We start from the raw sequence: 21710 nt of genomic DNA on the forward strand, positions 1-21710 counted from the left end.
CCCCGATCCTCCTTAGGTTGGAAGGATGCCTGCGCGGACCTGCGACGGGCCGACCGATCGCTGGAGGGCTGTTGACGATCGAGGGCGCACGACCGGCAGGACCAGCGGTCGACCCGGACGACCGGGCCTTCTTCGGGCACCCGCGGGGCCTGTCGACCCTGTTCGGTCTCGAGGTCTGGGAGCGGTTCTCCTTCCTCGGGATGCAGGCGATCCTCGTCCTGTTCTTCACGGCGACCGTCGCGGACGACGGGCTCGGGATGGCGGCGGGGCCGGCCGCATCGATCGCGGCGGGCTACGGGACGATGGTCTACCTGGTCTCGGTCGGGGGCGGGTGGATCGCGGACCGGGTCCTGGGCTCGTACCGCGCGGTCCTGTGGGGCGGCATCCTCATCGCGTGCGGGCACTACACCATGGCGATCCCCGCCGAGCTCTCGACGTGGCTCGGGCTGGTCCTCATCAGCCTGGGCACGGGCCTGCTCAAGCCCAACGTGTCGACCCTCGTGGGCAAGCTCTACTCGACCACCGACGAACGCCGGGACGCCGGGTTCGCGCTCTACTACATGGGCATCAACGTCGGGGCGTTCTTCGGGCCCCTCGTGACGGGGTGGCTCGGTGCCGACGTCGGCTGGCACTGGGGGTTCTCGGCCGCCGCGATCGGTATGACCGCAGGAGTGGTGCAGTACGTCGTCGGTCGCAAGCACGTCCCCGGGCACGGGCGCGGCCCCGAGGCGCCACTGCCACCGGCCGTGATGCGCCGGACCCTGTGGATCCTGGGAGGCGCCGCGGCAGGGGTGGTGATCCTCGCCGTCGGGCTCGCGCTCGTGGGGCGGCTCAGCATCGCGGGCGTCGTCGACGCGCTGACCGTGGTCGCCATGGCCGCCCCGATCGTCTACTTCACCGTCATGTTCCGCAGCCCCCGCGTGACGGGGGAGGAGCGCGGCCGCCTGCGGCCGTTCCTCGTGCTGTGGTTCGCGTCGGTCGCGTTCAACTTCGTGCTCTTCCAGGCGTACAGCGTCCTGATCCTGCTGGCCGACCAGCACGTCGAGCGCACGATCTTCGGGTGGGAGGCTCCCGCGGCCTGGTTCAGCTCGTTCCTGGGCGGCGTCGAGGTGCTCGTCGCGCCCGTGGTCGCGGCGCTGTGGACCTGGCTCGGGCCCCGACAGCCGCACGCGTCCAAGAAGATCGCGATCGGCGCGCTGCTCGGCGGGCTGTCCTACCTGGTCCTCGTGCCCGCCGTGACGGGGCAGAGCGGCGACTGGAAGATCGCCGTGTGGTGGCTCCTGGCCTCGCTCCTGCTGCTCGGCCTCGGGGACGTGCTGCTCCAGACGACGGGCCTGTCCGCGACGACCAAGCTCGCCCCCGCGGCGTTCTCGAGCCAGTCGATGGCCGTGTGGTTCCTGTCGATCGCGCTCGCGAACGGTATCCAGGCGCAGACCGTCCGGTTCTACGGCGAGATCCCCGACGGCCTGTACTTCACGCTCAACGGCGCGGTCGCGGTGCTCGTCGCGGTCGTCGTCCTGGTCCTCTCGCCCTGGATGAAGCGGACCATGCACCCCGTCCACTGACCGGTGCGCGCCACCGGCACCACCCGAACGACTGCACCACCCGAACGACTGCACCACCCGAACGACCCAGCACCGGAGGAATGACCATGCGGTACGTGACCGAGCTCCCGTTCGAGACCACGGTCGAGGACCACTGGATACCCCTCGCCGACGGGACACGCCTCGCCGCGCGTGTCTGGCGACCGGTCGACCCCACGCCCGTCCCCGCGATCCTGGAGTACCTGCCGTACCGGCTGTCCGACTGGACCGCCCCGCGCGACGCGCAGCGCCACCCGTACTACGCGGGCCACGGGTACGCGTCGGTGCGCGTCGACATCCGCGGCAGCGGGAACTCGGACGGCCACCAGGACGACGAGTACTCCCCGACCGAGCTCGCCGACGGCGTCGCGGTCGTCGAGTGGCTCGCCGCGCAGGAGTGGTGCAGCGGCAAGGTCGGGATGTTCGGCATCTCGTGGGGAGGGTTCAACGCCCTGCAGGTCGCGGCCCTCGCGCCCGAGGCGCTCGCGGCGATCGTCACGGTGTGCTCGACCGACGACCGGTACGACAACGACGTGCACTACACGGGCGGGTCCGTCCTCGCGGTCGACATGCACGCGTGGGCCGCGACCATGCTCGCGTTCTGCTCCCGGCCCCCGGACCCGGCCGTCGTGGGCGAACGATGGAAGGAGCAGTGGCTCGACCGCCTCGAGCACACCGAGCCGTTCGTCCACACCTGGCTCGACCACCAGACGCGCGACGACTACTGGCGCCACGGCAGCGTCGTCGAGGACTACTCGGCGATCACAGCCGCGGTGCTCGCGGTCGGCGGGTGGAACGACCCCTACCGCGACACGGTCCTGCGGCTCGTCGCCGCGGGGGACCAGGCGGCCGAGGGCGACCGCGCCCTGGGCGGCCCGGTCCGGGGGATCGTCGGCCCCTGGTCGCACCAGTACCCCGACCGCGGGCTGCCGCCCGGCCCCTCGATCGGGTTCCTCCAGGAGACCCTGCGCTGGTGGGACCAGTTCCTCAAGGACGAGGACACGGGCGCGCTCGACGAACCGGCGCTGCGCGCGTGGGTCACCGAGTCCGTGCCGCCCGCCACGGTCTACGACGAGCTGCCCGGCCGCTGGGTCGGGGAGGCGCAGTGGCCGTCCCCGCACGTCCGGCCCACGGTGCTCCCGCTCGCGGGAGCGCCCGGTGGAACGGACGACACCGACACCGACGACGACGCGGGTGCCCCCGTGCTCCGCACGACCGCCCCGCTCGTCACGCAGCTTCCCGCCCACCGGGGACCTGCGAGCGGCGGGCCGACGGCCCCGGCGGACGTGCCGCCGTCGTGCCTCGTGGCCTCTCCGCAGCACACCGGGATCGACGCGGGGCGCTTCTTCCCGTTCGGCAACGACGCGGACCTGCCGCCCGACCAACGCGAGGAGGACGGGCGGTCGGTGTGCTTCGACTCGGCCCCGCTCACCCAGCGGCTCGAGATCCTGGGCCGTGCACGGGTCCGCCTGCGCCTGTCGTCCGCGGGCGACAAGGGGCAGGTCGTGGCGCGGCTGTGCGACGTGGGCCCCGACGGCTCGTCGACGCTCGTGACCCGTGGCGTGCTCAACCTGTCGGCCCGCGAGGGGCGCGACCGCGTGGTCCCCTGGGAACCCGGCACGACGCACGACGTGACGTTCGAGCTCAGCGGCGTGGGGTACGCCCTCGCCCCCGGGCACCGGCTCCGGCTCGCGGTCTCGTCGGCGTACTGGCCGTGGGTGTGGCCGCAGCCGGGCGGTGCGGCGCTCGCGGTCGCGCCCGCGGGCAGCTCTCTCGAGCTCCCGGTGCACGACGGCGCAGCCCCCGGCGGGCACCCCGTCGTCACCTTCGAGGAGCCCGAGCAGGCGCCCCCGCTCGGTGTCGTCTACCCGCAGGACGCGGACCAACGACCCGAGCGACGCGTCGTGCGCGACGTCGCGGCGGACGAATGGCTCCTGGAGGTCGACCCGCGGTACGGCGGGACGCGCGTCTACCCGGACGGCCTCGAGTTCACCGAGGACGCGCTCGAGCGCTACTGGATCGGGCGCGACCCGCTGAGCGCACGCACGCGTTCCGACTGGAGCGTGCGGCTGCGCAGGCCAGGGGCCACACCGTCCGACCTCGCGTGGGACGCGAGCGTCGTGACGCGCTCGGAGATCTCGTGCGACGCCGAGTTCTTCCACACCGACGACGAGGTCGTGGCGCGCGACGGCGAGGACGTGGTGTTCGAGCGCAGGTGGCGGCGCAGCATCCGCCGCACTGCGGGGTGAGCTCCGCCGAGAAGTGAGCAGACGCCCCTGATCTGACCCGATCAGGGGCGTCTGCTCACTTCTCGGCGAGCGGCAGGAACAGCGTTCAGCGGGGCGTGACCGTCCCGCTGAAGTGGCGCTTGCCGCTCCGGCCGTTCCAGCCTGCGTACGTGAAGATGCCCGGGTGAGCGGCGTCGTCGGGTGTTCGGGTGATGGCGACCTGGACCGTGCCCGGAAGCAGGACCGGCTTCTCGAACTCGACCGTCCAGTCGTAGGCGTCGCCGCGAGCGGCGCCGACCTCGGCCAGCGCGCGGGCCGCCGTGTACATGCCGTGCGCGATGGTCCGCGGGAAGCCGAACGCCTTGGCGCCCAGGGCCGAGGTGTGGATGGGGTTGCGGTCGCCGGAGATCGCGCCGTACGCGCGCCCGGTCCCGCTGCCGAGCTCCCAGCGTGCGGTCGGGAGCGGTGGCACGAAGTCCTCGCGGGGCGCCTCCTCGGTCCGCTGAGAGGGCGCCTCCTCCTCCGACGGCAGACCGAACCCCTTGGCCAGGTACGTCGAGACGCCGCGGTACGCGAGCTCGCCGCCCGTGCTCACCTCGGTCACGAGGTCCACCTGGACCCCGCGCCGGTGCGCGCGCAGGTTCTCGGCGGTCGCGCGCACCTCGAGCACGTCGCCGACCCGCACGGGCTGATGCAGCGACACCGCGTTCGACACGTGCACCAGGCCCAGCAGCGGCAGCGGGAAGTCGCCGCGGACCATGAGGGCGGTCGCGAGCGGGAACGCGAGCACGTGCAGGTAGCCCGCGGGCAGGGTGTCGTCGACACGCTCGCCGACCAGCCGCTGGTACGCGGTCAGGTGCTCGGTCACGTCCGCGGTCGGGACGTCGGCGACGCGGTAGACGACGTCCGGCAGGACGACGTCGCGCGGCCCGGGAAGGACGCGCCCCACGGGGGAGCGGGTCACGGCGATCCGGCCCGACGACGCCACGCCCCTCGCATACAGGCCGCCGAGCCCCGGCAGCGTGGGCAGCGTGACGAGACGCGGGTTGCGGCGCTCGGGGGCCTCCTGCGCGGCGGCCGTCACGCGCCCACCAGGCTCTGGCCGCACACGCGCAGCACCTGGCCGTTGACGCCCGCCGCGGCCGGGGACGCGAGGAACGCGACGGCCTCGGCGACGTCGATCGGCAGGCCGCCCTGCTGGAGCGAGGACACGCGGCGGGCCATCTCGCGCTGGACGAGCGGGATCGAGGCGGTCATGTCGGTCTCGATGAACCCGGGCGCGACGGCGTTGGCCGAGCCGCCGAGCGGGGCCAGGAGGCGCGCGGTCGCGCGCGTGTGCCCGATGACCCCGGCCTTGGAGGCGCCGTAGTTCGTCTGGCCCCGGTTGCCCGCGATGCCGCTCGTCGAGGCGAGCGAGACGATGTGCGGCGCCTCCGAGAAGCCGTTCGCGCCCAGCAGGTACTCGTTGATCCGCAGCTGCGAGAGCAGGTTGACCGCGATGACGGCGTCCCACTTGTCGGGGGACATGTTGGCGAGCAGCTTGTCGCGCAGGATCCCGGCGTTGTGGACCAGGATGTGCAGTCCGCCGTGGCGGGTCCGGGCGTGCTCGAGGATGCGGGCTCCCGCGTCCTCGGCCGTCACGTCGAGCTGCAGGGCAGTGCCCTTGATCTCGTTGGCGACCTTCGCGAGGGACTCGCCCGCGGCGGGGACGTCGACCACGACGACCGTCGCGCCGTCGCGTGCGAGCGTGCGGGCGATGGCTGCGCCGATCCCGCGGGCGGCGCCCGTCACGACCGCGACGCGGCCCGCGAGGGGGCGGTCCCAGTCGGGGGTGCTCTCGGTCGCGGCCGGGCCCACGTGCAGGAGCTGCCCGTCGACGAACGCCGAGCTGCCCGACAGGAAGAACCGCAGCGTGGCCAGGGCCGACCCCGAGTCCGGTGCGGCGCCGTCCGTGAGCTGGATGCCGTTGGCCGTTGCGCCCGCGCGCAGCTCCTTGGCGAGCGAGCGCAGGAACCCGTCGACGCCCTGGCGGGTCGCCGCGAGCAGGGGAGTGTCGTCGTCGGCCGGTGCGCGCGAGACGGTCACGACGCGCCCGCTCGGCGCGAGGCGGCGCAGGTTCGCGCCGAGCTCGAGCACGGGAGCCGAGAAGTCAGCGGGGCTGGTGGCGCCCGTCAGGACGACGACGACCGCCCCCCAGCGGGTCTCCCCGTCGCCGGCGTTCTGCCGGACGTCGAGGTCCCACCCGAGCAGGGCCTGCGCGACGGCGTTCGTGTCCTTGGCCGAGCCGGGCTCGCCGATCACGAGCACCGGGCCGGGCACGAGCGGGTCGCCCGGGCGGTAGCGGCGCAGGACCGCGGGCCGGGGCAGGCCGAGCTTCTTGGCGAGGGTCTTGGTGAAGCCCGAGTTGACGGCGGACAGGTACTTGTCGGTCATGGTGGGCTCCCTCAGCTCTCGGTGCTCTGTGCGGGCGTGGCGGCCGGGCTCGCGGCGCTCTCGAGGATCGCGGCGAGGCCCAGGCCACCGGCCGCGCAGATCGAGATGAGCGCGCGGGCCGGGCGGCCCGTCTCGCGCGCCTTGTCGGCCACGAGCTTCGCGGCCGTCGCGACGATGCGCCCGCCGGTCGCGGCGAACGGGTGACCTGCGGCGAGCGACGACCCGTGGACGTTGAGACGAGACCTGTCGATCGAGCCGAACGCACCGTCGAGCCCGAGCTCGGTGCGGCAGTAGTCGTCGTCCTCCCATGCGGCCAGCGTGGTCAGGACGGTCGAGGCGAAGGCCTCGTGGATCTCGTAGAAGTCGAAGTCCTGAAGCGCCAGGCCGTTGCGGGCGAGCAGGCGGGGGACCGCGTGCGCGGGGGCCATGAGCAGCCCCTCGTGGCCGTGCACGAAGTCGACCGCAGCGGACTCGGCGTCGACCACGCGGGCGAGGACGGGCAGGTCGTGGTCGGCCGCCCACTCGCGCGACCCGAGCAGGACGACCGAGGCGCCGTCGGTCAGAGGGGTCGAGTTGCCGGCGGTCATGGTAGGCAGGGCGGGGCCTGCCGCCGCCGCGCCAGCGGACCCTCCGGCCGCCGCCCCGTGCGTGGGTGCGCTCGGCGTGAGGTGCTTGCCGAAGACCGGCTTGAGCGACGCGAGCTTCTCGGCGGACGAGTCGGCGCGCATGTTCTGGTCCTGCGTCAGGCCGCGGAACGGGGTCACGAGGTCGTCGAAGAACCCTGCCTTCCAGGCGGCGGCGAGGTTCAGGTGGCTGTTCAGGGCGACCTCGTCCTGCGCCTCGCGGCTGATGCCCCAGGCTGCGGTCGTGATCGCCTGGTGCTCGCCCATCGACAGGCCCGTCCGGGGCTCGCCCGTGCTGGGCGTCGACGGCGCCAGGTCGCCCGGGCGCACGGCGGCGAAGGCCTTGAGGCGAGCGCCCAGGGTCTTGGCGTGGCTGGCCTTGAGGAGCGCCTTGCGCAGCCCCTCGCTCACGGCGATGGGCGCGTCGGACACGGTGTCCGAGCCGCCCGCGACCCCCGACTCGATCTGGCCGAGGCGGATCTTGTTGGACACGGTCACGACGGCCTCGAGGCCCGTCGCGCACGCCTGCTGGAGGTCGAACGCGGGGGTCTGCGGCGAGAGCGAGGAGCCGAGGACGGACTCCCGGACCAGGTTGAAGTCGCGCGAGTGCTTGAGCACGGCACCGCCGACGACCTCGCCCAGCCGCTCGCCCTGGAGCCCGTAGCGCGCGACGAGGCCTTCGAGGGCGGCCGTGAACATGTCCTGGTTGCCGGCTCCCGTGTACTTGCCGCCCGCGCGGGCGAACGGGATGCGGTTGCCGCCCAGGACGTAGGCGTCGCGGAGGGCGGGAGTGCGCCCGGGCTGCTCGACGTGCTGCGCGTCCGGCCGCTCGTCGGTTCCGGGGGTGGTGGTCTGGGGTGTCTTCGGGGTGGCCACTTCGCCTGCTCTCTCTCGCGTCGTTGCTGAGGGTGGGGACCGCGGGCGCGATCCACGCGGTGTCCAAGACCCACAGTACCTGATACTCTCGGTACCGTGAGGTGGGTCACACCCCTCGCTCCCTGCGCCCCGGCGGCACCCGCCTCGAGGGGCGCCGCCCGGCCGGCCACTCGCGGACCGCCGGACGGACGACCAGGGACGACACCGACGTCGGGCACCACTGGAGGACTGCGTGATCAACGGCGACACGAACGGACGAGCCGGGAGACCCCGCACTGCCGTGCTCTCTCGCGACCCCGGACGCACCCCGCCCCCCGCCCCCGTGACCGACGGCCGCTCGACCCGCTGGGACGACCACCGAGCGATCCGTCGCGCCGAGCTCGTGCACGCGGCCCGCAAGGCCGTCCACAAGGGCGGTCCCGGGGTCTCCATGGACGAGATCGCGGCGGCCTCGGGCACGTCCAAGTCGATCATCTACCGCTACTTCGAGGACAAGACGGGGCTGCAGATCGCGATCGGCGCCTCGGTCGTGGGGCAGATGCACGACGCCCTGACCCAGGCTGCGGAGTCCGCCGAGACCCCGCGCCGCGCGCTGCGCGCCATGGTCGGCGTCTACCTCGAGATGATCGCGAGCTCGCCCAACGTCTACTACTTCGTGACCCGCACGGGCGCGATCGCAGGGACCGACGGCACGGCCCGCACCGCCTCCGCGCCCCTCGCGGCGTTCCTCGACTCCGTGACCCAGCTCGTCGCCCAGCCCTTCACGCGGGCGACAGACGTGAGCCCCGCCGACGCCGCCGCGTGGGCCGCGGGCGCCGTCGGGTTCGTGCGCGGGGCCGGCGAGTGGTGGCTCGGGAACCACGACGGGCCCGACGCCCCCGACCGCGACGAGCTCACCGAGCGCGTCGCCGCCTGGCTGTGGGGCGGGCCCGTCGGGGTCATGGCCCGCGGTCGGGGCGCGGCACCGGCTGCGGACGACACCGCCACCCCCTCGACCGACGACCTCTGAACCTCTCTCATGGCTACCACCGGCACACAGGAGTCCCGATGACCACCACCTCAGACCGCACCACCGCCCGCGACACCCGCGGCGACGGCGCAGCCGCCTCCACGTCGATCCCCGCCGCGGGCGTCACACCCTCGATGCCTGCGGGCGAGGTCCGCATCGACGTGGCCGACCTCTCCCACCAGCTCCTGGGCCGTTGGGCGGACCTGCGGGCCAAGGCTCGCGCGACCGCCGGCGAGGAGCGCTTCCACCGCATCGAGGGGCTCTCGCTCACCGAGCACCGCGAGCGCGTCATGGACCAGGTCAAGCAGCTCGTCGAGATCGGGCAGGTGCACCGCGGGTTCCCCACGCGGCTCGGCGGGCAGGACGACGCGGGCGGCAACCTGGCCGGGTTCGAGGAGCTCGTCGCCGCCGACCCCTCGCTCCAGATCAAGGCGGGCGTCCAGTGGGGTCTGTTCGCGTCGGCGATCCTGCACCTCGGCACGCCCGAGCAGCAGGACCGCCTGCTGCCGGGGGCGATGGACGCCTCCGTCCCCGGCGCGTTCGCCATGACCGAGACGGGTCACGGCTCGGACGTCGCCTCCATCGCGACGACCGCGACGTACGACGTCGCGACGCAGGAGTTCGTCGTCCACACCCCGTTCCGCGGGGCGTGGAAGGACTACCTCGGCAACGCGGCCGTCAACGGGACCGCGGCGGTCATCTTCGCGCAGCTCGTGACGAACGGCGTCAACCACGGCGTCCACGCGTTCTACGCGCCCATCCGGGAGACCGCTGCTGACGGAGGGGCCGGTGCTTTTCTGCCCGGCGTCGGCGGGGAGGACGACGGGCTCAAGGGCGGGCTCAACGGGATCGACAACGGGCGCCTGCACTTCACGCACGTCCGCGTCCCGCGCGAGAACCTCCTGGCCCGCTACGGCCAGGTCGCCGAGGACGGCACGTACACCTCGCCCATCGACAGCCCCGGGCGCCGCTTCTTCACGATGCTCGGCTCGCTCGTCCAGGGGCGCGTCTCGCTCGACGGGGCCGCGATCACCGCGTCGAAGCTGGGGCTCGCGACCGCGGTGACCTACGGCAACCAGCGCCGCCAGTTCAACGGTGCGTCGGCCGTCGACGAGGTCGTCCTCCTCGACTACGGCACCCACCAGCGCCGTCTCCTCCCGCGCATCGCGCAGACCTACGCGATGCACTTCGCGCACGACCGCCTGCTCGACCTGTTCGACACCGTGTTCTCGGGGGAGAACGACACCCCCGAGTCGCGCGAGGACCTCGAGACCATGGCGGCCTCCCTCAAGCCGATGAGCACGTGGTTCGCGCTCGACACGCTCCAGGAGGCGCGCGAGGCCTGTGGCGGCGCCGGGTTCCTCACCGAGAACCGGCTCACGAGCCTGCGCGCCGACCTGGACGTCTACGTCACGTTCGAGGGGGACAACACGGTCCTGCTCCAGCTCGTCGCGAAGCGGCTCCTGGCCGACTACGGCAAGGAGTTCAAGGACATCTCCCCGGGGCAGATGGCCCGGTTCGTCGTCGAGCAGGCGGCCGACGCCGCACTGCACCGCACGCCGCTCAAGCGCGCCGCGCAGACCATCGCGGACGTGGGCGACCCGCGCCGCGCCGTCGGGCACCTCAAGGACGTCGGCAACCAGCGCGACCTGCTGACCGACCGGGTCGAGACCATGGTCGCCGACGTCGCCGCGGCCCTGCGCCCGGCCCAGAAGGCCACGCCCGAGAAGGCCGCCGAGCTCTTCAACGAGCACCAGCACGAGCTCATCGAGATGGCGAGAGCGCACGCCGACCTGCTGCACTGGGAGGCCTTCACGCAGGCCCTCGACACGATCGAGGACGCGGGCACGCGCCAGGTCCTCACGTGGGTGCGCGACCTGTTCGGGCTCACGACCATCGAGCGCAACCTCGCGTGGTACCTCATCAACGGGCGCCTGTCGGCGCAGCGTGCGCGCACCGTCAGCGGGTACGTCGACCGCCTCGTCGCCCGCCTGCGCCCGCACGCCCAGGACCTCGTCGACGCCTGGGGCTACGGCCCCGAGCACCTGCGCGCCAAGATCGCGTCGGGGGCCGAGCAGGTCCGTCAGGACGAGGCCCGCGAGTACTACCGGCAGCTGCGCGCGAGCGGCGACGAGCCCGTGAGCGAGAAGTCGATCAAGGCGCGCGAGAAGGCAGCGGCGAAGGCGGCCCGCGGCGGGTCGAAGGTCGCCAGGCGCTGACGCCGTCTCGGCGCCGTCCGCGGTGCCGTCTCGGCGCCGAGCATGCGGTTGGCGTCGGAATCGCGGTGATTCCGGACGACAACCGCATGGTCGAGCAACGACAACCGCATGGTCGAGCAACGACAACCGCATGTTCGGCCCGGCTGCGGGCGTACGAACGACCTCGGACCGACGGCGGAGCGGTACCGCCACCGAGGGAACCCGGGACCCGCCCGCCCGACCTGACGACCACCAGCCGTCAGGTCGGGCCGGCGGGTCCCGTCGTGCGTCCGTGGGTCCGTGGGTCCGTGGGTCCGTGGGTCCGTGGGGCCGGTCGCTCGGACCGTCGCGGTCCCGGCGCGTCGTCCGTCGTCGGCCCGACGGCGAGTCCCCGGCATTGCTGTTGACGCACCTCGCGGACTTCGCCAGGCTGCACCGATGGCACCCGACCCCGTCCCCGACGCACCCGTCCCCGACGCCCCCGCGTCGGCAGGCTCGACCCCCGCACGCCCGACGCGCACCGAGCTCTGGCCTCCGTCCGGCCTGCGCGTCGTCTCGGGGGACCTCGAGCTGCGTCACCTCGACGAGGACCTCCTGTACCGGCTCGCCGTGGTCGGCGGTGAGGGCATCCACGACGAGGGGTTCATGCCCTTCATGTTCCCGTGGTCGCGCGGTTCGGCGGTCGAGGTCGGCCGCAGCATCCTGGCCTACCAGTGGGGCGCAGCGTCGCGGATCGCGCCCGCGTCCTGGGCGATCGAGCTGGCCGTGGTCCGCGACGGCGAGGTGCTGGGCGTGCAGGCCCTCACGGCGTCGGACTTCGTCGTGACACGTACCGCGGAGTCGGGCTCGTGGCTGGGGCGTCGGCACCAGGGGGCCGGCGTCGGCACGCTCGCGCGGCTCATGATCCTCGAGCTCCTCTTCGCGGGGTTCGACGCCCGGACGGCCACGACGTCCGCCTGGGAGGACAACGGCCCCTCGAACGGCGTCACGCGCAAGCTCGGCTACCGGCCCAACGGCATCGCGACGCTCGCCCGCGAGGGCAAGGCGGCTGCCGACGTCCGGTACCGCCTCGACCGCGAGGACTGGGACGCGCGCCCGGAGGCGCTGCGGCCCGAGGTCACGCTCCACGGCGTCGGACCGGTCAGGGAGATGCTGGGCCTCGACTGAGCGACCATGCGGTTGCTGTCGGTCGAGCATGCGGTTGGCGTCCGGATCCGGCCGATTCTCGACGCCAACCGCATGTTCGGCACCGAGAGGGGGCGGGGTCCGCCGGGGCTAGGGCGTGGGGTTGCAGCGGGCAGCGGCCGTCGCCAGGAACCCGACGTCCGGGCGCCACGGCTCCAGGTTCCACGTCTTCTTGTCGGTCGCGCCCAGGGCGTGGCAGTCGAACTGGTCGCGCATGGTCGTCGAGGCGGCCTCGGGCTCGCTCGCGACGAGCTGCGCCCAGGCGGTCGCCTCGCCCACGATGCCCGACTGCCGCGCCCACGGCGTCGGGTCGACCGCGAGCGAGCGTCCGCCCTCGCGGTTCCCCCAGGTCGCGCTGCGCACGCCCTGCGCGCCGAGCCACGTGGTCACGGTCCAGCCGTTCCCCGGACCGGCAGCGTCGCCCGTCGCGCTCCCGGTGCCCGACGGCGCCGCCCCCCGGGCCTTCACGTGCACCTCCGCGCGGGTCGGCGCCGCGACCACGACTCCTGCACGGCCCGCAGGTCCGGGCGCCTCCGTCACCTCCGGCGCCGACAGGCCGCCGACCGGGGTGCCCGCGGCGTCGTGGACCGTGATGCTGCCGTCGCTGTTGCGCACCAGTGAGCCGTCGGCGGGGGAGACGAGGTCGAGCGTCGCGGGCACCGCGGTGCGCACTGCGTCGGTGCCGTCGGTGCCGTCGGTGCCGTCGGTGCCGTCGGTGGGGCCGGTCGGGGTGCTCCCCGCCGAGGCGACGTTCGCCGCCTCGGCGGCGGGCAGCACGAACGCGACGCGGCTCGACCCGTCCTCGTCCGGGGTGACCGTGACGACCTCGCCTCCGGCGCTGGCGTCGTCGGCCGCCCCGAGCGGCACCGTCAGCACGAGCTCGATCCCGTCGGCCGAGAGGGCCTGCGTCACGGTCGCCCGCTCAGGTGACGGTGCCGTCGAGGGTTCCCCCGACGCGGCCCCCTCGGAAGCCGCGGACGTGGGCGGGACGGGAGCGGCGCCGTCGGGCGGGGAACATCCCGCCAGCAGGGCGGCCACGACGACGCCCACCACGGTGAGGGTGGAGCGGGGGCGGCGGCGAACGACGGGAGTCACCGTGCGAGGCTATCGCCGCTCGCCGAGGGGGCCGCACCCCGCCGCCCACGTGCCCGGGAACCGTCCGCCGCACGCGTTCCTGGACGCCCGACCCCACCGCTCCCGACCGCCGGTAAACTGGCCGCACCTGTGCAGCCCCGTGCCGGTCGCCTCCTCGATGACTCGCTCGTCGAAACGCGCCGGCTGGCACGCCACCCCGAGGGATTCGATGACCGCCCCCAGCAACGCCCCGACGCCCGCCGCAGCGACCTCCGAGCACCGGCCGCACCTCGACACGGTCGAGCGCGCAGCCGCCACCCCCGACGAGGCGCAGCCCTTCGCGGAGCTCGGCCTCAAGCCGGACGAGTACCAGCGCATCCGCGACATCCTCGGGCGGCGCCCCACGGCCGCCGAGCTCGCGATGTACTCCGTCATGTGGTCGGAGCACTGCTCGTACAAGTCGTCCAAGGTGCACCTGAGCACGTTCGGCAAGAAGACGACCGACGAGATGAAGAAGCACCTCCTCGTCGGCATCGGCGAGAACGCGGGCGTCGTCGACATCGGTGACGGCTGGGCCGTGACGTTCAAGGTCGAGTCCCACAACCACCCGAGCTTCGTCGAGCCCTACCAGGGCGCCGCGACGGGCGTCGGCGGGATCGTCCGCGACATCATCTCGATGGGTGCACGCCCCGTGGCTGTCATGGACCAGCTGCGCTTCGGCGCGGTCGACCACCCGGACACCGCGCGCGTCGTGCACGGCGTCGTGTCGGGCGTCGGCGGCTACGGCAACTCCCTCGGCCTGCCGAACATCGGCGGCGAGCTCGTGTTCGACTCGTCGTACCAGGGCAACCCGCTCGTCAACGCGCTGTGCATCGGCGTGCTGCGCCACGAGGACATCCACCTCGCCAACGCCTCGGGCGTCGGCAACAAGGTCGTCCTGTTCGGTGCGCGCACGGGCGGCGACGGCATCGGTGGCGCCTCGATCCTCGCGTCCGAGACGTTCGAGGACGGCGTCCCCGCCAAGCGCCCCTCGGTCCAGGTGGGCGACCCCTTCATGGAGAAGGTCCTCATCGAGTGCTGCCTCGAGCTCTACGCGGCACGCGTCGTCGAGGGCATCCAGGACCTCGGTGCGGCCGGCATCTCGTGCGCCACCTCGGAGCTCGCCTCCAACGGTGACGGCGGCATGCACGTCGAGCTCGACTCGGTCCTGCTGCGCGACCCGTCGCTCAACGCGGGCGAGATCCTCATGTCGGAGTCGCAGGAGCGCATGATGGCGGTCGTCGCTCCCGACAAGCTCGACGAGTTCCTCGCCATCACGAGCAAGTGGGACGTCGAGACGTCCGTCATCGGCGAGGTCACCGGCACCGGTCGCCTCACGATCGACCACCAGGGCGAGCGCATCGTGGACGTGGACCCCAAGTCCGTGGCGCACGAGGGCCCCACCTACCACCGCCCCTACGCGCGCCCCACGTGGATGGACGGCCTCAACGCGGACACCGTGGTTGCTGCCGCGCTGGCACGTCCCGAGACCGCCGACGAGCTCCGCGCGACCGCGCTGCGCCTGCTCGGCTCGCCCAACCTCGCGTCGAAGGAGTGGGTCACCAACCAGTACGACCGCTTCGTCCAGGGCAACACGGCCCTCGCCCAGCCCGACGACGGCGGCGTGATCCGCGTCGACGAGACCACGGGCCTCGGGGTCGCCCTCGCGACCGACGCCAACGGCCGCTACGCCAAGCTCGACCCGCGCACGGGCGCCCAGCTCGCGCTCGCCGAGGCGTACCGCAACGTCGCCACGACCGGCGCCCGCCCGCTCGCCATCACCGACTGCCTCAACTTCGGCTCCCCCGAGGACCCCGACTCCATGTGGCAGCTCGTCGAGGCCATCGAAGGCCTGGCCGACGCGTGCCAGACCCTCGGCGTCCCCGTCACGGGCGGCAACGTCTCGCTCTACAACGGCACGGGCGAGCCCGGGCAGATCGACTCCTCGATCCACCCGACGCCCGTCGTCGGCGTCCTCGGCGTGCTCGACGACGTCGCGCACGCCACCGGGTCCGGCTGGCGCGAGGCCGGGGAAGCGATCTACCTCCTCGGCACGACCCGTCCCGAGCTCGACGGCTCCGCCTGGGCCGACGTCGTCCACCAGCACCTCGGTGGCGTGCCCCCGCAGGTCGACCTCGCGGCCGAGCGCGCACTGGCCGGGGTGCTCGTCAACGCGAGCCGCGACGACCTGGTCTCCGCCGCGCACGACCTCTCCGAGGGCGGCCTGGTCCAGGGCCTCCTCGAGGCGTCGCTGCGCTTCGGGACCGGCGCCAAGGTCTCGATCGACGCCCTCGCCGCGCGCGACGGCGTGACCCCGTTCGAGGCCCTGTTCTCCGAGTCGACGGCCCGTGCGCTCGTCGCCGTGCCGCGCGGCGAGGAGACCAAGCTGGTCGACGCGTGCGTCGCGCGCGGCGTGCCCGTCCTCAAGATCGGCGAGACCGGCACCGAGCCCGCCGAGGTCAGCGAGACCGGGGAGTCGCTCGAGATCGAGGGCATCTTCACGATCCCGCTGAGCGAGGCCGACCAGGTGTTCCGCGCGACGCTGCCGGGGATCTTCGGCTAGTCGTCAGGCCGCCGACGGGGCGGGGCGCGCGAGGTCTTCCTCGGGCGCCCCGCCCCGTCGGCGTTCGCGAGATGCGGCCAGCCGGGGTCTGGAACCGTCCCGGACCCCAGTTGGCCGCATCTCGCGGTCGTCGTGAGGCCCCACCCGGTGCGGCGGCTCGCCGAGATCGGGCTCGTCGTCGGTTCCGGGGTTGCCTGGCCGACAACGGGCAGCATCTCGGAGGTCGACGACGCCCGCCCCAGGGCAACGCGGCCGCGTTCACAGAATCCCTCCGCGCGCTGCACCGGGTCTGCCCGTCGCCCGGGACCGACCGGCCCGGAACCGCCCGAATCGGTCGATAGGGTCGCTGCATGACAGGGGACAGCAGCGCCGCGGGGACCAGCGACGACGGTGGCCGCGCGCCCGGCCCCGAGCCCGACGTCGCCCCCGCACCCGCACCCGCCACCCCGCCCGACCTCGCCCCCGCCCCGGCGAGCCGACGTCGCCCGGGTGGGCGCGCCGTCGGGCTGGTGCTGTGGGTCCTGGGCGGGGTGGTCCTGGCCATGACGCTCGTGCGCGCCGTCCCGTACGACGGCGTCACGCCCCTCGCGCAGGTCGTCGGCGCCACGCCGTGGGTCGTCCCCCTCACGCTGCTGGTCGCCGCGGCGGCCCTGGCCCTGCGGCGCCGGCTGCTCGCGACCCTGTGCGGGGTCGCGCTCGCGGCGCAGGTCGTGTGGGTCGCCCCGTTCGTCGTGCCGGGTCCCGGCGTCGACGGCATCGAGGCGGGTGCCCAGGGGACGCTGCGGGTCCTGACGGTCAACGCGTACTTCGGGCAGGCGGACGCCGCCGCAGTGGTGCAGATGGTTCGTGACCAGGACGCCGACGTGCTCGCGGTCGTCGAGCTCACGGCCGACTTCCACGACCGGCTCGAGGCCGCGGGGATCGAGGCGGTCATGCCGCACCACGTCGACGCCAAGGTGGGCACGGGCTCGCCCGGGAGCGGCCTGTGGAGCCGGACAGTGCTCTCCGACCCCGACACCAGCGAGTGGAGCACGTTCGCCATGCCCGCAGCCACGGTCGACGTGGACGGCACGCCCGTGCGTGTGACCGCGGTCCACCCCGTCCCGCCGCTGCCCGAGATCACGGGCGTGTGGCACCAGGAGATGGCCGACCTTGCCCGGCGCGCGCACGACGAGCCCCTGGCCCAGGTGCTGCTGGGCGACTTCAACGCGACGTACGACCACGCGTCGTTCCGCGCTGTCCTGGGCGACCGGTTCCGCGACGCGACGCGCACGGCAGGGCACGGCCTGAACCTGTCGTGGCCCGTGGGGGAGCGGGTCCCGACGTTTCTCGACCTCGACCACGTCGTGGTCGAGGCGGGCATGCGGGTCGACGACGTCGACTCGCTCGTCGTTCCCGGCTCCGACCACCGGGCGCTCGCGGTCACCGTGCAGGTCGCCCCGTGAGCGTCGCCGCGCCGACGACCACCGATCACCTGACGATCCTGGCGACCGTGCAGGTCAGGCCCTAGGTTGGTGGCATGAGCGACGACGACACCGCCACCACGTACGAGGCTCGGCTGCGCGACCTCCTCGAGCACCGCATGGAGTCGGGCCGCGTCCTGGCCGAGCGGGCCGAGCAGGTCGCGGCCGCCAAGGCGACGCTCGAGGAGGCCGAGCGCGAGTACGCGACGGCGTTCTCCGACGCGCTCGCCGCCGGCTGGACCGAGGCCGAGCTGCGCAAGGTCTTCAAGTCCCTCGGCGTCCCGGTGCCGACGCGCCCGCGCCGCAGCAGGAGCACGGGCGTCAAGGCGCAGCCGCCGGTGCCCAAGCCGCCCGTCGTGACGGCGCTGGCCCGCCGCCACGACGACACCGAGGTCATCGACGTCATCACGGCCTGAGCGCCGGGTCGCCGCCGGCGCTCACGGACGTTCTCGGCCCTGCCAGGACCACCTGAAAGCCCCGGAAAACACCCGCCGGACCCCTGGTTCGACGGGCCCTCAGGTGGGATGATGATCTCGGTGTCTTCGCAGGTCAGAGCATATGAACGTGCTCTCGGGGGCGCCTGAGGCGGAGGGCCGTCATGAACCGTTCCATCCAGACCGAGAACGACGTCGCGCGGCTGCTCGACGCCCTCTACGCCGAGGCCACCGAGCGGTGGGCCGCTCGCGGCGCCGCCGCCTGGCACGGCAGCGCAGCCTGGTGGGACACCTTCTACACCGACCGGGACCGTGACGTCCCGTTCTTCCGTGACGCCCCCGAGGAGAGCCTCGTCGCCTGGCACGGGGCGGGTCTCCTGCCGATCGGCCCAGGCACGCGTGTGCTCGAGCTCGGGTGCGGACCGGGGCGCAACGCGATCTGGTTCGCCCAGCAGGGCGCGACCGTCGACGCGCTGGACCTCTCCGGGACGGCCGTGAGCTGGGCGCAGGAGCGGGCATCCTCCGCCGGTGTGGACGTCCGCTTCGTGTGCGCGGACATGTTCGACTGGTCCGCCGAGGAGACGTACGACGTCGTCTTCGACAGCGGGTGCTTCCACCACCTCCCGCCGCACCGTCGGATCGGCTACCGAAGGCTCGTCGAGTCCTGGCTCCGTGACGGCGGATCCTTCGGACTGACCTGTTTCGCCGCCGCGGGCGACGGGGTCGCCGCGATGGGGTCCGAGGTCGACGACGTCGAGCTCTACCGCAGCGGGGCGCTCGCCGGCGGGCTCGCGTACGGCGCGGACGACCTCCGCGCCCTCTTCGACGGGTTCACCGAGATCGAGCTGCGCAGGCTCGCACCGCAGGCCGACGGTTCGTCGCTGTTCGGCGAGTCCTTCCTGTGGGGCGGGCTGTTCCGGTCCTGACGAGCGTCACGCCTCCCGGAACCCCGATCCCCGCTCGGCAAGCTCCTCGCCCAGGATGTGGATCGCCCGGGGCCCGACCCCGTGGATCGCGAGCAGCTCCTTGGCGGTCGCGCGTGTGAGGTCCTCGTAGCGCGTGTACCCGTGGTGCGCGAGCTCGCGGGTCGCGACCTTGCCGATGCGCGGCGTGAGGTCGCTGGGCGGGACGGCGGCGCGGTCGTCGGTCATGGCGTGGTCCTCTCGGTCGGCCCGCCAGGGGGCGTGGACACCCAGCATCACCGAGGGACGGTCTCGCTCGCGACCCCGGTCACGGCTTCCGCCCCCGGCACGGTCACCGCCACGGGCTCCATCTCCACCGCCACCGGCACGGGCCGCGGCCACGGCGCCCACACGGGCACGTACCGCCAGAACACGGCACCGCCCGCGACCGACGTCGCGCCGACGACGACCGCGGCGGCCCCCAGCGGCGCGACGAGGGCGGTGCCCGCGACGACGAGCGGACCCGCGAACGCCCCCGCGTCGTGCAGGAGCCGCCACGCCCCGAAGAACTCGGCACGCTGCGCGGGCGGCGCGACGTCGGCGCCGAGCGTCATGATGACGCCGTTGCTCAGCCCGTTCCCGAACCCGAGCACCAGGGCCATCACCGCCAGGGACGCGACGCCGCCCGCCCACGGCAGCGCGAGGTAGCCCGCAGCGAGGACTGCGAGCGACGGGACGGCGAGGGCGCGCCGACCGAACCGGTCCATGAGGTACCCCGCGGGGATCGACACGAGCACGTCGAGCGCGGCGCTCGCCCCGAAGACCAGGCTCGTCGTCGCTGCGTCGACCCCCAGGAGGTCGGCCCACAGCGGCAGGACCACGGTGCGGGCCGTGCGCGAGAGCCCCATGAGGGCGGCGCCGAGGCCGAGCGTGCGCAGCAGCCGGCGGTGCTCGACGAGCACGCGCCACAGCCCCGCCTCCCGGGCGGCCACGTCGCCCGGCGCGCCGGGTGCACGGGGCGAGCGTCCGACGTCGGGCACGCGGCCCATGAGGACCGCCGTGGCGCACACCGCGACGAGCTGCACCGCGAACCCGCCGCGCGTCCCGACGGCCAGGATCGCGGCCGCCCCGAGGAGGGGACCGACGAAGAAGCCGACCCGCATCATGGCCGCGACGCTCGACATGACGCGTGCGCGGCGCGCGAACGGCACGGCCTCGGCGAGGTACGTCTGGCGGGCGAGGCCCCACACGGCCTGCGAGAGGCCCGCGAGGAACACGCCGACCGCGAGCGAGACGACCGACCACGAGACCAGGCAGAGCGCGACCCCGCCCACGGCGAGCACGCTCGCCCCGACGATCGAGCGCCGTTCCCCGAACCGGGAGACGAGCCGCCCCGCGGGCAGGTCGCCGACGAGCTGACCGAGCCCGGCGAGCGCGACCACCAGGCCCGCGACACCCAGCGACGCGCCGTGCTCGCGCGCGGCGAGCGCGACGACCGGTGCGGCCGCGCCCTGGGCGACGCCCCAGACGCCGGCGGGGACGTGGACGGTCCACGCCAACCGGACCGGCGGGGAGCCCGTGCCCGCGCTCACGCCAGGACCGGCTCCGTGGTCCGGGCCCCCTCCTGCCCGACGGCGCCGCTCGCCTCGTCCGTACGGCCCGCCTCGGGGAGCGCGTCGGCCGCGCGCGTCGCGTACCGGCTCTCGGGGCGCGCGAGGCCGAGGTGGTCGCGCAGCGTCGTGCCCTCGTACTCCGTACGGAACAGGCCGCGCTCGCGCAGGATCGGCACGACGTGGTCGGCGAAGTCGTCCAGGCCGCCCGGCAGGTAGGGCGGCATGACGTTGAAGCCGTCGGCGGCGCCCTGCGTGAACCACTCCTCGATCGTGTCGGCGACCTGCTCGGGCGTGCCCGCGACGACCCGGTGGCCGCGCGCCCCCGCGAGGCGGTGGAGCAGCCCGCGGACAGTGGGCTGCTCACGCTCGACGATGCCCGCGACGACCTGGAGGCGGCTGCGCGAGTTGTCGGTCACGTCGCCCGCGTCCGCGAACAGCTCGGTCGGTACGGGGCCGTCGAGCTGCGCGTGATCGAGGCGGACGCCCGTGAGCTTCTCGAGCTGGCGCAGCCCGTACTCGGGGACCGTGAGCTCGTTGAACTCGCGCTCCAGGGCCTTGGCCTCGTCCTCGGTCGCGGCGATGAACGGGCTGATGCCCGGGAGGATCTTGACGGCGTCGCGCGAGCGGCCCAGCGCCTCGGCCCCGGCCTTGATGTCGGCGTAGAAGGCCTGCGCGTCGGACAGCCGCTGGTGCGCCGTGAAGATCGCCTCGGCGTAGCGGCTCGCGAACGCGCGCCCCTCGTTCGACGCGCCCGCCTGGACCAGGACCGGGTGGCCCTGCGGCGAGCGGGCCGCGTTGAATGCGCCCTCGACGCGCAGGTGCTCGCCGCGGAAGGCCGCGTCGTGGATCTTCGCGGGGTCGGCGTAACGGCCCGACGCGCGGTCGATCAGCACCGCGTCGTCCTCCCAGCTGTCCCAGAGCCGGGTGGTGACCTCGACGAACTCGGCGGCGCGCGCGTACCGCTCGACGTGGTCCGGGTGGGAGTCGAGGCCGAAGTTGCGGGCCGCGTCCTCGCTCGCCGTCGTGACGATGTTCCACCCGGCGCGACCGTTGCTCAGGTGGTCGAGCGTCGAGAAGAGCCGCGCCAGGTTGTACGGGTCGTAGAACGTGGTCGACGCGGTCGCGATCAGCCCGATCCGCGTCGTCGCAGCAGCGATCGACGCGAGCGTCAGGATCGGCTCGAGCCGGCCGACGCTGTTGAACTCGACGCCGTCGTGCAGGACGGGGCCGTCCGCGAAGAAGACGGCGTCGAACCTCGCGGCCTCGGCCGTGCGGGCGAGCTCGGTGTAGAAGTCGGCCGTGAAGATGCGCTCGGGCTGGGTGTCCGGGTGCCGCCAGGCCGCCTCGTGGTGGCCGGCGGGGTGGATGAACAGGTTCAGGCTGAGCTGGCGGGGCTGCTGGGTCATGGTGCGTCCTCGGGTCGTGGGTCGGGTCGTGGGATGGGGCGGGAGACGGTTCCTGCGGGGGCTGGGTCGCTCACGGGCGAA

The 21710-nt window shown here is 73.7% G+C and carries 16 protein-coding genes; 9 read left to right on the forward strand and 7 right to left on the reverse strand.

Annotated features, from left to right (window positions below; translation table 11 throughout):
• Positions 1 to 71 precede the first annotated feature (71 nt).
• Positions 72 to 1565, forward strand: a complete 1494-nt coding sequence (locus JOD48_RS03035) for a peptide MFS transporter (RefSeq protein ID WP_239527318.1) — start codon at positions 72 to 74, stop codon at positions 1563 to 1565.
• A gap of 86 nt (positions 1566 to 1651) precedes the next feature.
• Positions 1652 to 3832 carry a CocE/NonD family hydrolase gene (locus tag JOD48_RS03040; RefSeq protein ID WP_204807282.1) on the forward strand — a complete coding sequence of 727 codons (2181 nt, stop codon included), beginning with the start codon at positions 1652 to 1654 and terminating at the stop codon, positions 3830 to 3832.
• An 85-nt stretch (positions 3833 to 3917) separates the two neighbouring features.
• On the opposite strand, the gene JOD48_RS03045 is transcribed toward JOD48_RS03040, so the two are convergent.
• From JOD48_RS03045 to JOD48_RS03055, 3 genes are read right to left on the reverse strand one after another with little or no spacing between them, the layout of a single operon-like run.
• Positions 3918 to 4895 carry a MaoC/PaaZ C-terminal domain-containing protein gene (locus tag JOD48_RS03045; protein WP_204807284.1) on the reverse strand — a complete coding sequence of 326 codons (978 nt, stop codon included), beginning with the start codon at positions 4893 to 4895 and terminating at the stop codon, positions 3918 to 3920.
• The gene (locus JOD48_RS03050; protein ID WP_204807287.1) at positions 4892 to 6244 is read right to left on the reverse strand and encodes a 3-oxoacyl-ACP reductase; all 1353 of its coding nucleotides are present in this window, start codon (positions 6242 to 6244) and stop codon (positions 4892 to 4894) included. Before JOD48_RS03050 ends, JOD48_RS03045 begins: the two co-directional genes overlap by 4 nt.
• A gap of 11 nt (positions 6245 to 6255) precedes the next feature.
• The gene (locus tag JOD48_RS03055; protein ID WP_204807289.1) at positions 6256 to 7743 is read right to left on the reverse strand and encodes an acetyl-CoA C-acetyltransferase; all 1488 of its coding nucleotides are present in this window, start codon (positions 7741 to 7743) and stop codon (positions 6256 to 6258) included.
• A 280-nt stretch (positions 7744 to 8023) separates the two neighbouring features.
• On the opposite strand from JOD48_RS03055, the gene JOD48_RS03060 reads away from it, so the two are divergent.
• From JOD48_RS03060 to JOD48_RS03070, 3 genes are all read left to right on the forward strand, one after another.
• Positions 8024 to 8752: a TetR/AcrR family transcriptional regulator gene (locus tag JOD48_RS03060; protein ID WP_307823942.1), complete on the forward strand. Its 729-nt coding sequence runs from the start codon at positions 8024 to 8026 to the stop codon at positions 8750 to 8752.
• Between the two features lie 38 nt (positions 8753 to 8790).
• Positions 8791 to 10971, forward strand: coding sequence for an acyl-CoA dehydrogenase family protein (locus tag JOD48_RS03065; RefSeq protein WP_191791961.1), 2181 nt, complete (start codon positions 8791 to 8793; stop codon positions 10969 to 10971).
• A gap of 417 nt (positions 10972 to 11388) precedes the next feature.
• Positions 11389 to 12117 carry a GNAT family N-acetyltransferase gene (locus JOD48_RS03070; protein WP_204807291.1) on the forward strand — a complete coding sequence of 243 codons (729 nt, stop codon included), beginning with the start codon at positions 11389 to 11391 and terminating at the stop codon, positions 12115 to 12117.
• Positions 12118 to 12225: 108 nt separating this feature from the next.
• Here JOD48_RS03070 and JOD48_RS20050 read toward each other — a convergent pair whose 3' ends face one another.
• Entirely contained in the window at positions 12226 to 13230 is a 1005-nt protein-coding gene (locus JOD48_RS20050; protein ID WP_204807293.1) for a DUF2599 domain-containing protein, read from the reverse strand.
• Positions 13231 to 13438: 208 nt separating this feature from the next.
• On the opposite strand from JOD48_RS20050, the gene purL reads away from it, so the two are divergent.
• The 4 genes from purL to JOD48_RS03095 all read left to right on the forward strand — a co-directional run bounded on the left by purL (position 13439) and on the right by JOD48_RS03095 (position 18634).
• On the forward strand, positions 13439 to 15811 hold the full coding sequence (gene purL, locus JOD48_RS03080) for a phosphoribosylformylglycinamidine synthase subunit PurL (protein ID WP_191791958.1): 2373 nt from the start codon (positions 13439 to 13441) through the stop codon (positions 15809 to 15811).
• Positions 15812 to 16161: 350 nt separating this feature from the next.
• Positions 16162 to 17256: an endonuclease/exonuclease/phosphatase family protein gene (locus tag JOD48_RS03085; protein WP_204807295.1), complete on the forward strand. Its 1095-nt coding sequence runs from the start codon at positions 16162 to 16164 to the stop codon at positions 17254 to 17256.
• A gap of 74 nt (positions 17257 to 17330) precedes the next feature.
• Complete coding sequence (locus JOD48_RS03090) at positions 17331 to 17690, forward strand: hypothetical protein (RefSeq protein ID WP_204807297.1); 360 nt, start codon at positions 17331 to 17333, stop codon at positions 17688 to 17690.
• Between the two features lie 182 nt (positions 17691 to 17872).
• On the forward strand, positions 17873 to 18634 hold the full coding sequence (locus JOD48_RS03095; RefSeq protein WP_204807299.1) for an SAM-dependent methyltransferase: 762 nt from the start codon (positions 17873 to 17875) through the stop codon (positions 18632 to 18634).
• Between the two features lie 6 nt (positions 18635 to 18640).
• Here JOD48_RS03095 and JOD48_RS03100 read toward each other — a convergent pair whose 3' ends face one another.
• The 3 genes from JOD48_RS03100 to JOD48_RS03110 are packed head-to-tail and all read right to left on the reverse strand — an operon-like array spanning position 18641 to position 21629.
• A complete protein-coding gene (locus JOD48_RS03100; protein ID WP_204807301.1) occupies positions 18641 to 18859 on the reverse strand; it encodes a helix-hairpin-helix domain-containing protein in 219 nt (72 codons plus the stop codon).
• 47 nt (positions 18860 to 18906) lie between these two features.
• Positions 18907 to 20202 carry an MFS transporter gene (locus JOD48_RS03105; protein WP_204807303.1) on the reverse strand — a complete coding sequence of 432 codons (1296 nt, stop codon included), beginning with the start codon at positions 20200 to 20202 and terminating at the stop codon, positions 18907 to 18909.
• Positions 20199 to 21629, reverse strand: coding sequence for an LLM class flavin-dependent oxidoreductase (locus JOD48_RS03110; RefSeq protein ID WP_204807305.1), 1431 nt, complete (start codon positions 21627 to 21629; stop codon positions 20199 to 20201). Before JOD48_RS03110 ends, JOD48_RS03105 begins: the two co-directional genes overlap by 4 nt.
• Positions 21630 to 21710: the final 81 nt, after the last annotated feature.

Source organism: Oerskovia paurometabola, assembly GCF_016907365.1.
Lineage (GTDB): Bacteria > Actinomycetota > Actinomycetes > Actinomycetales > Cellulomonadaceae > Oerskovia > Oerskovia paurometabola.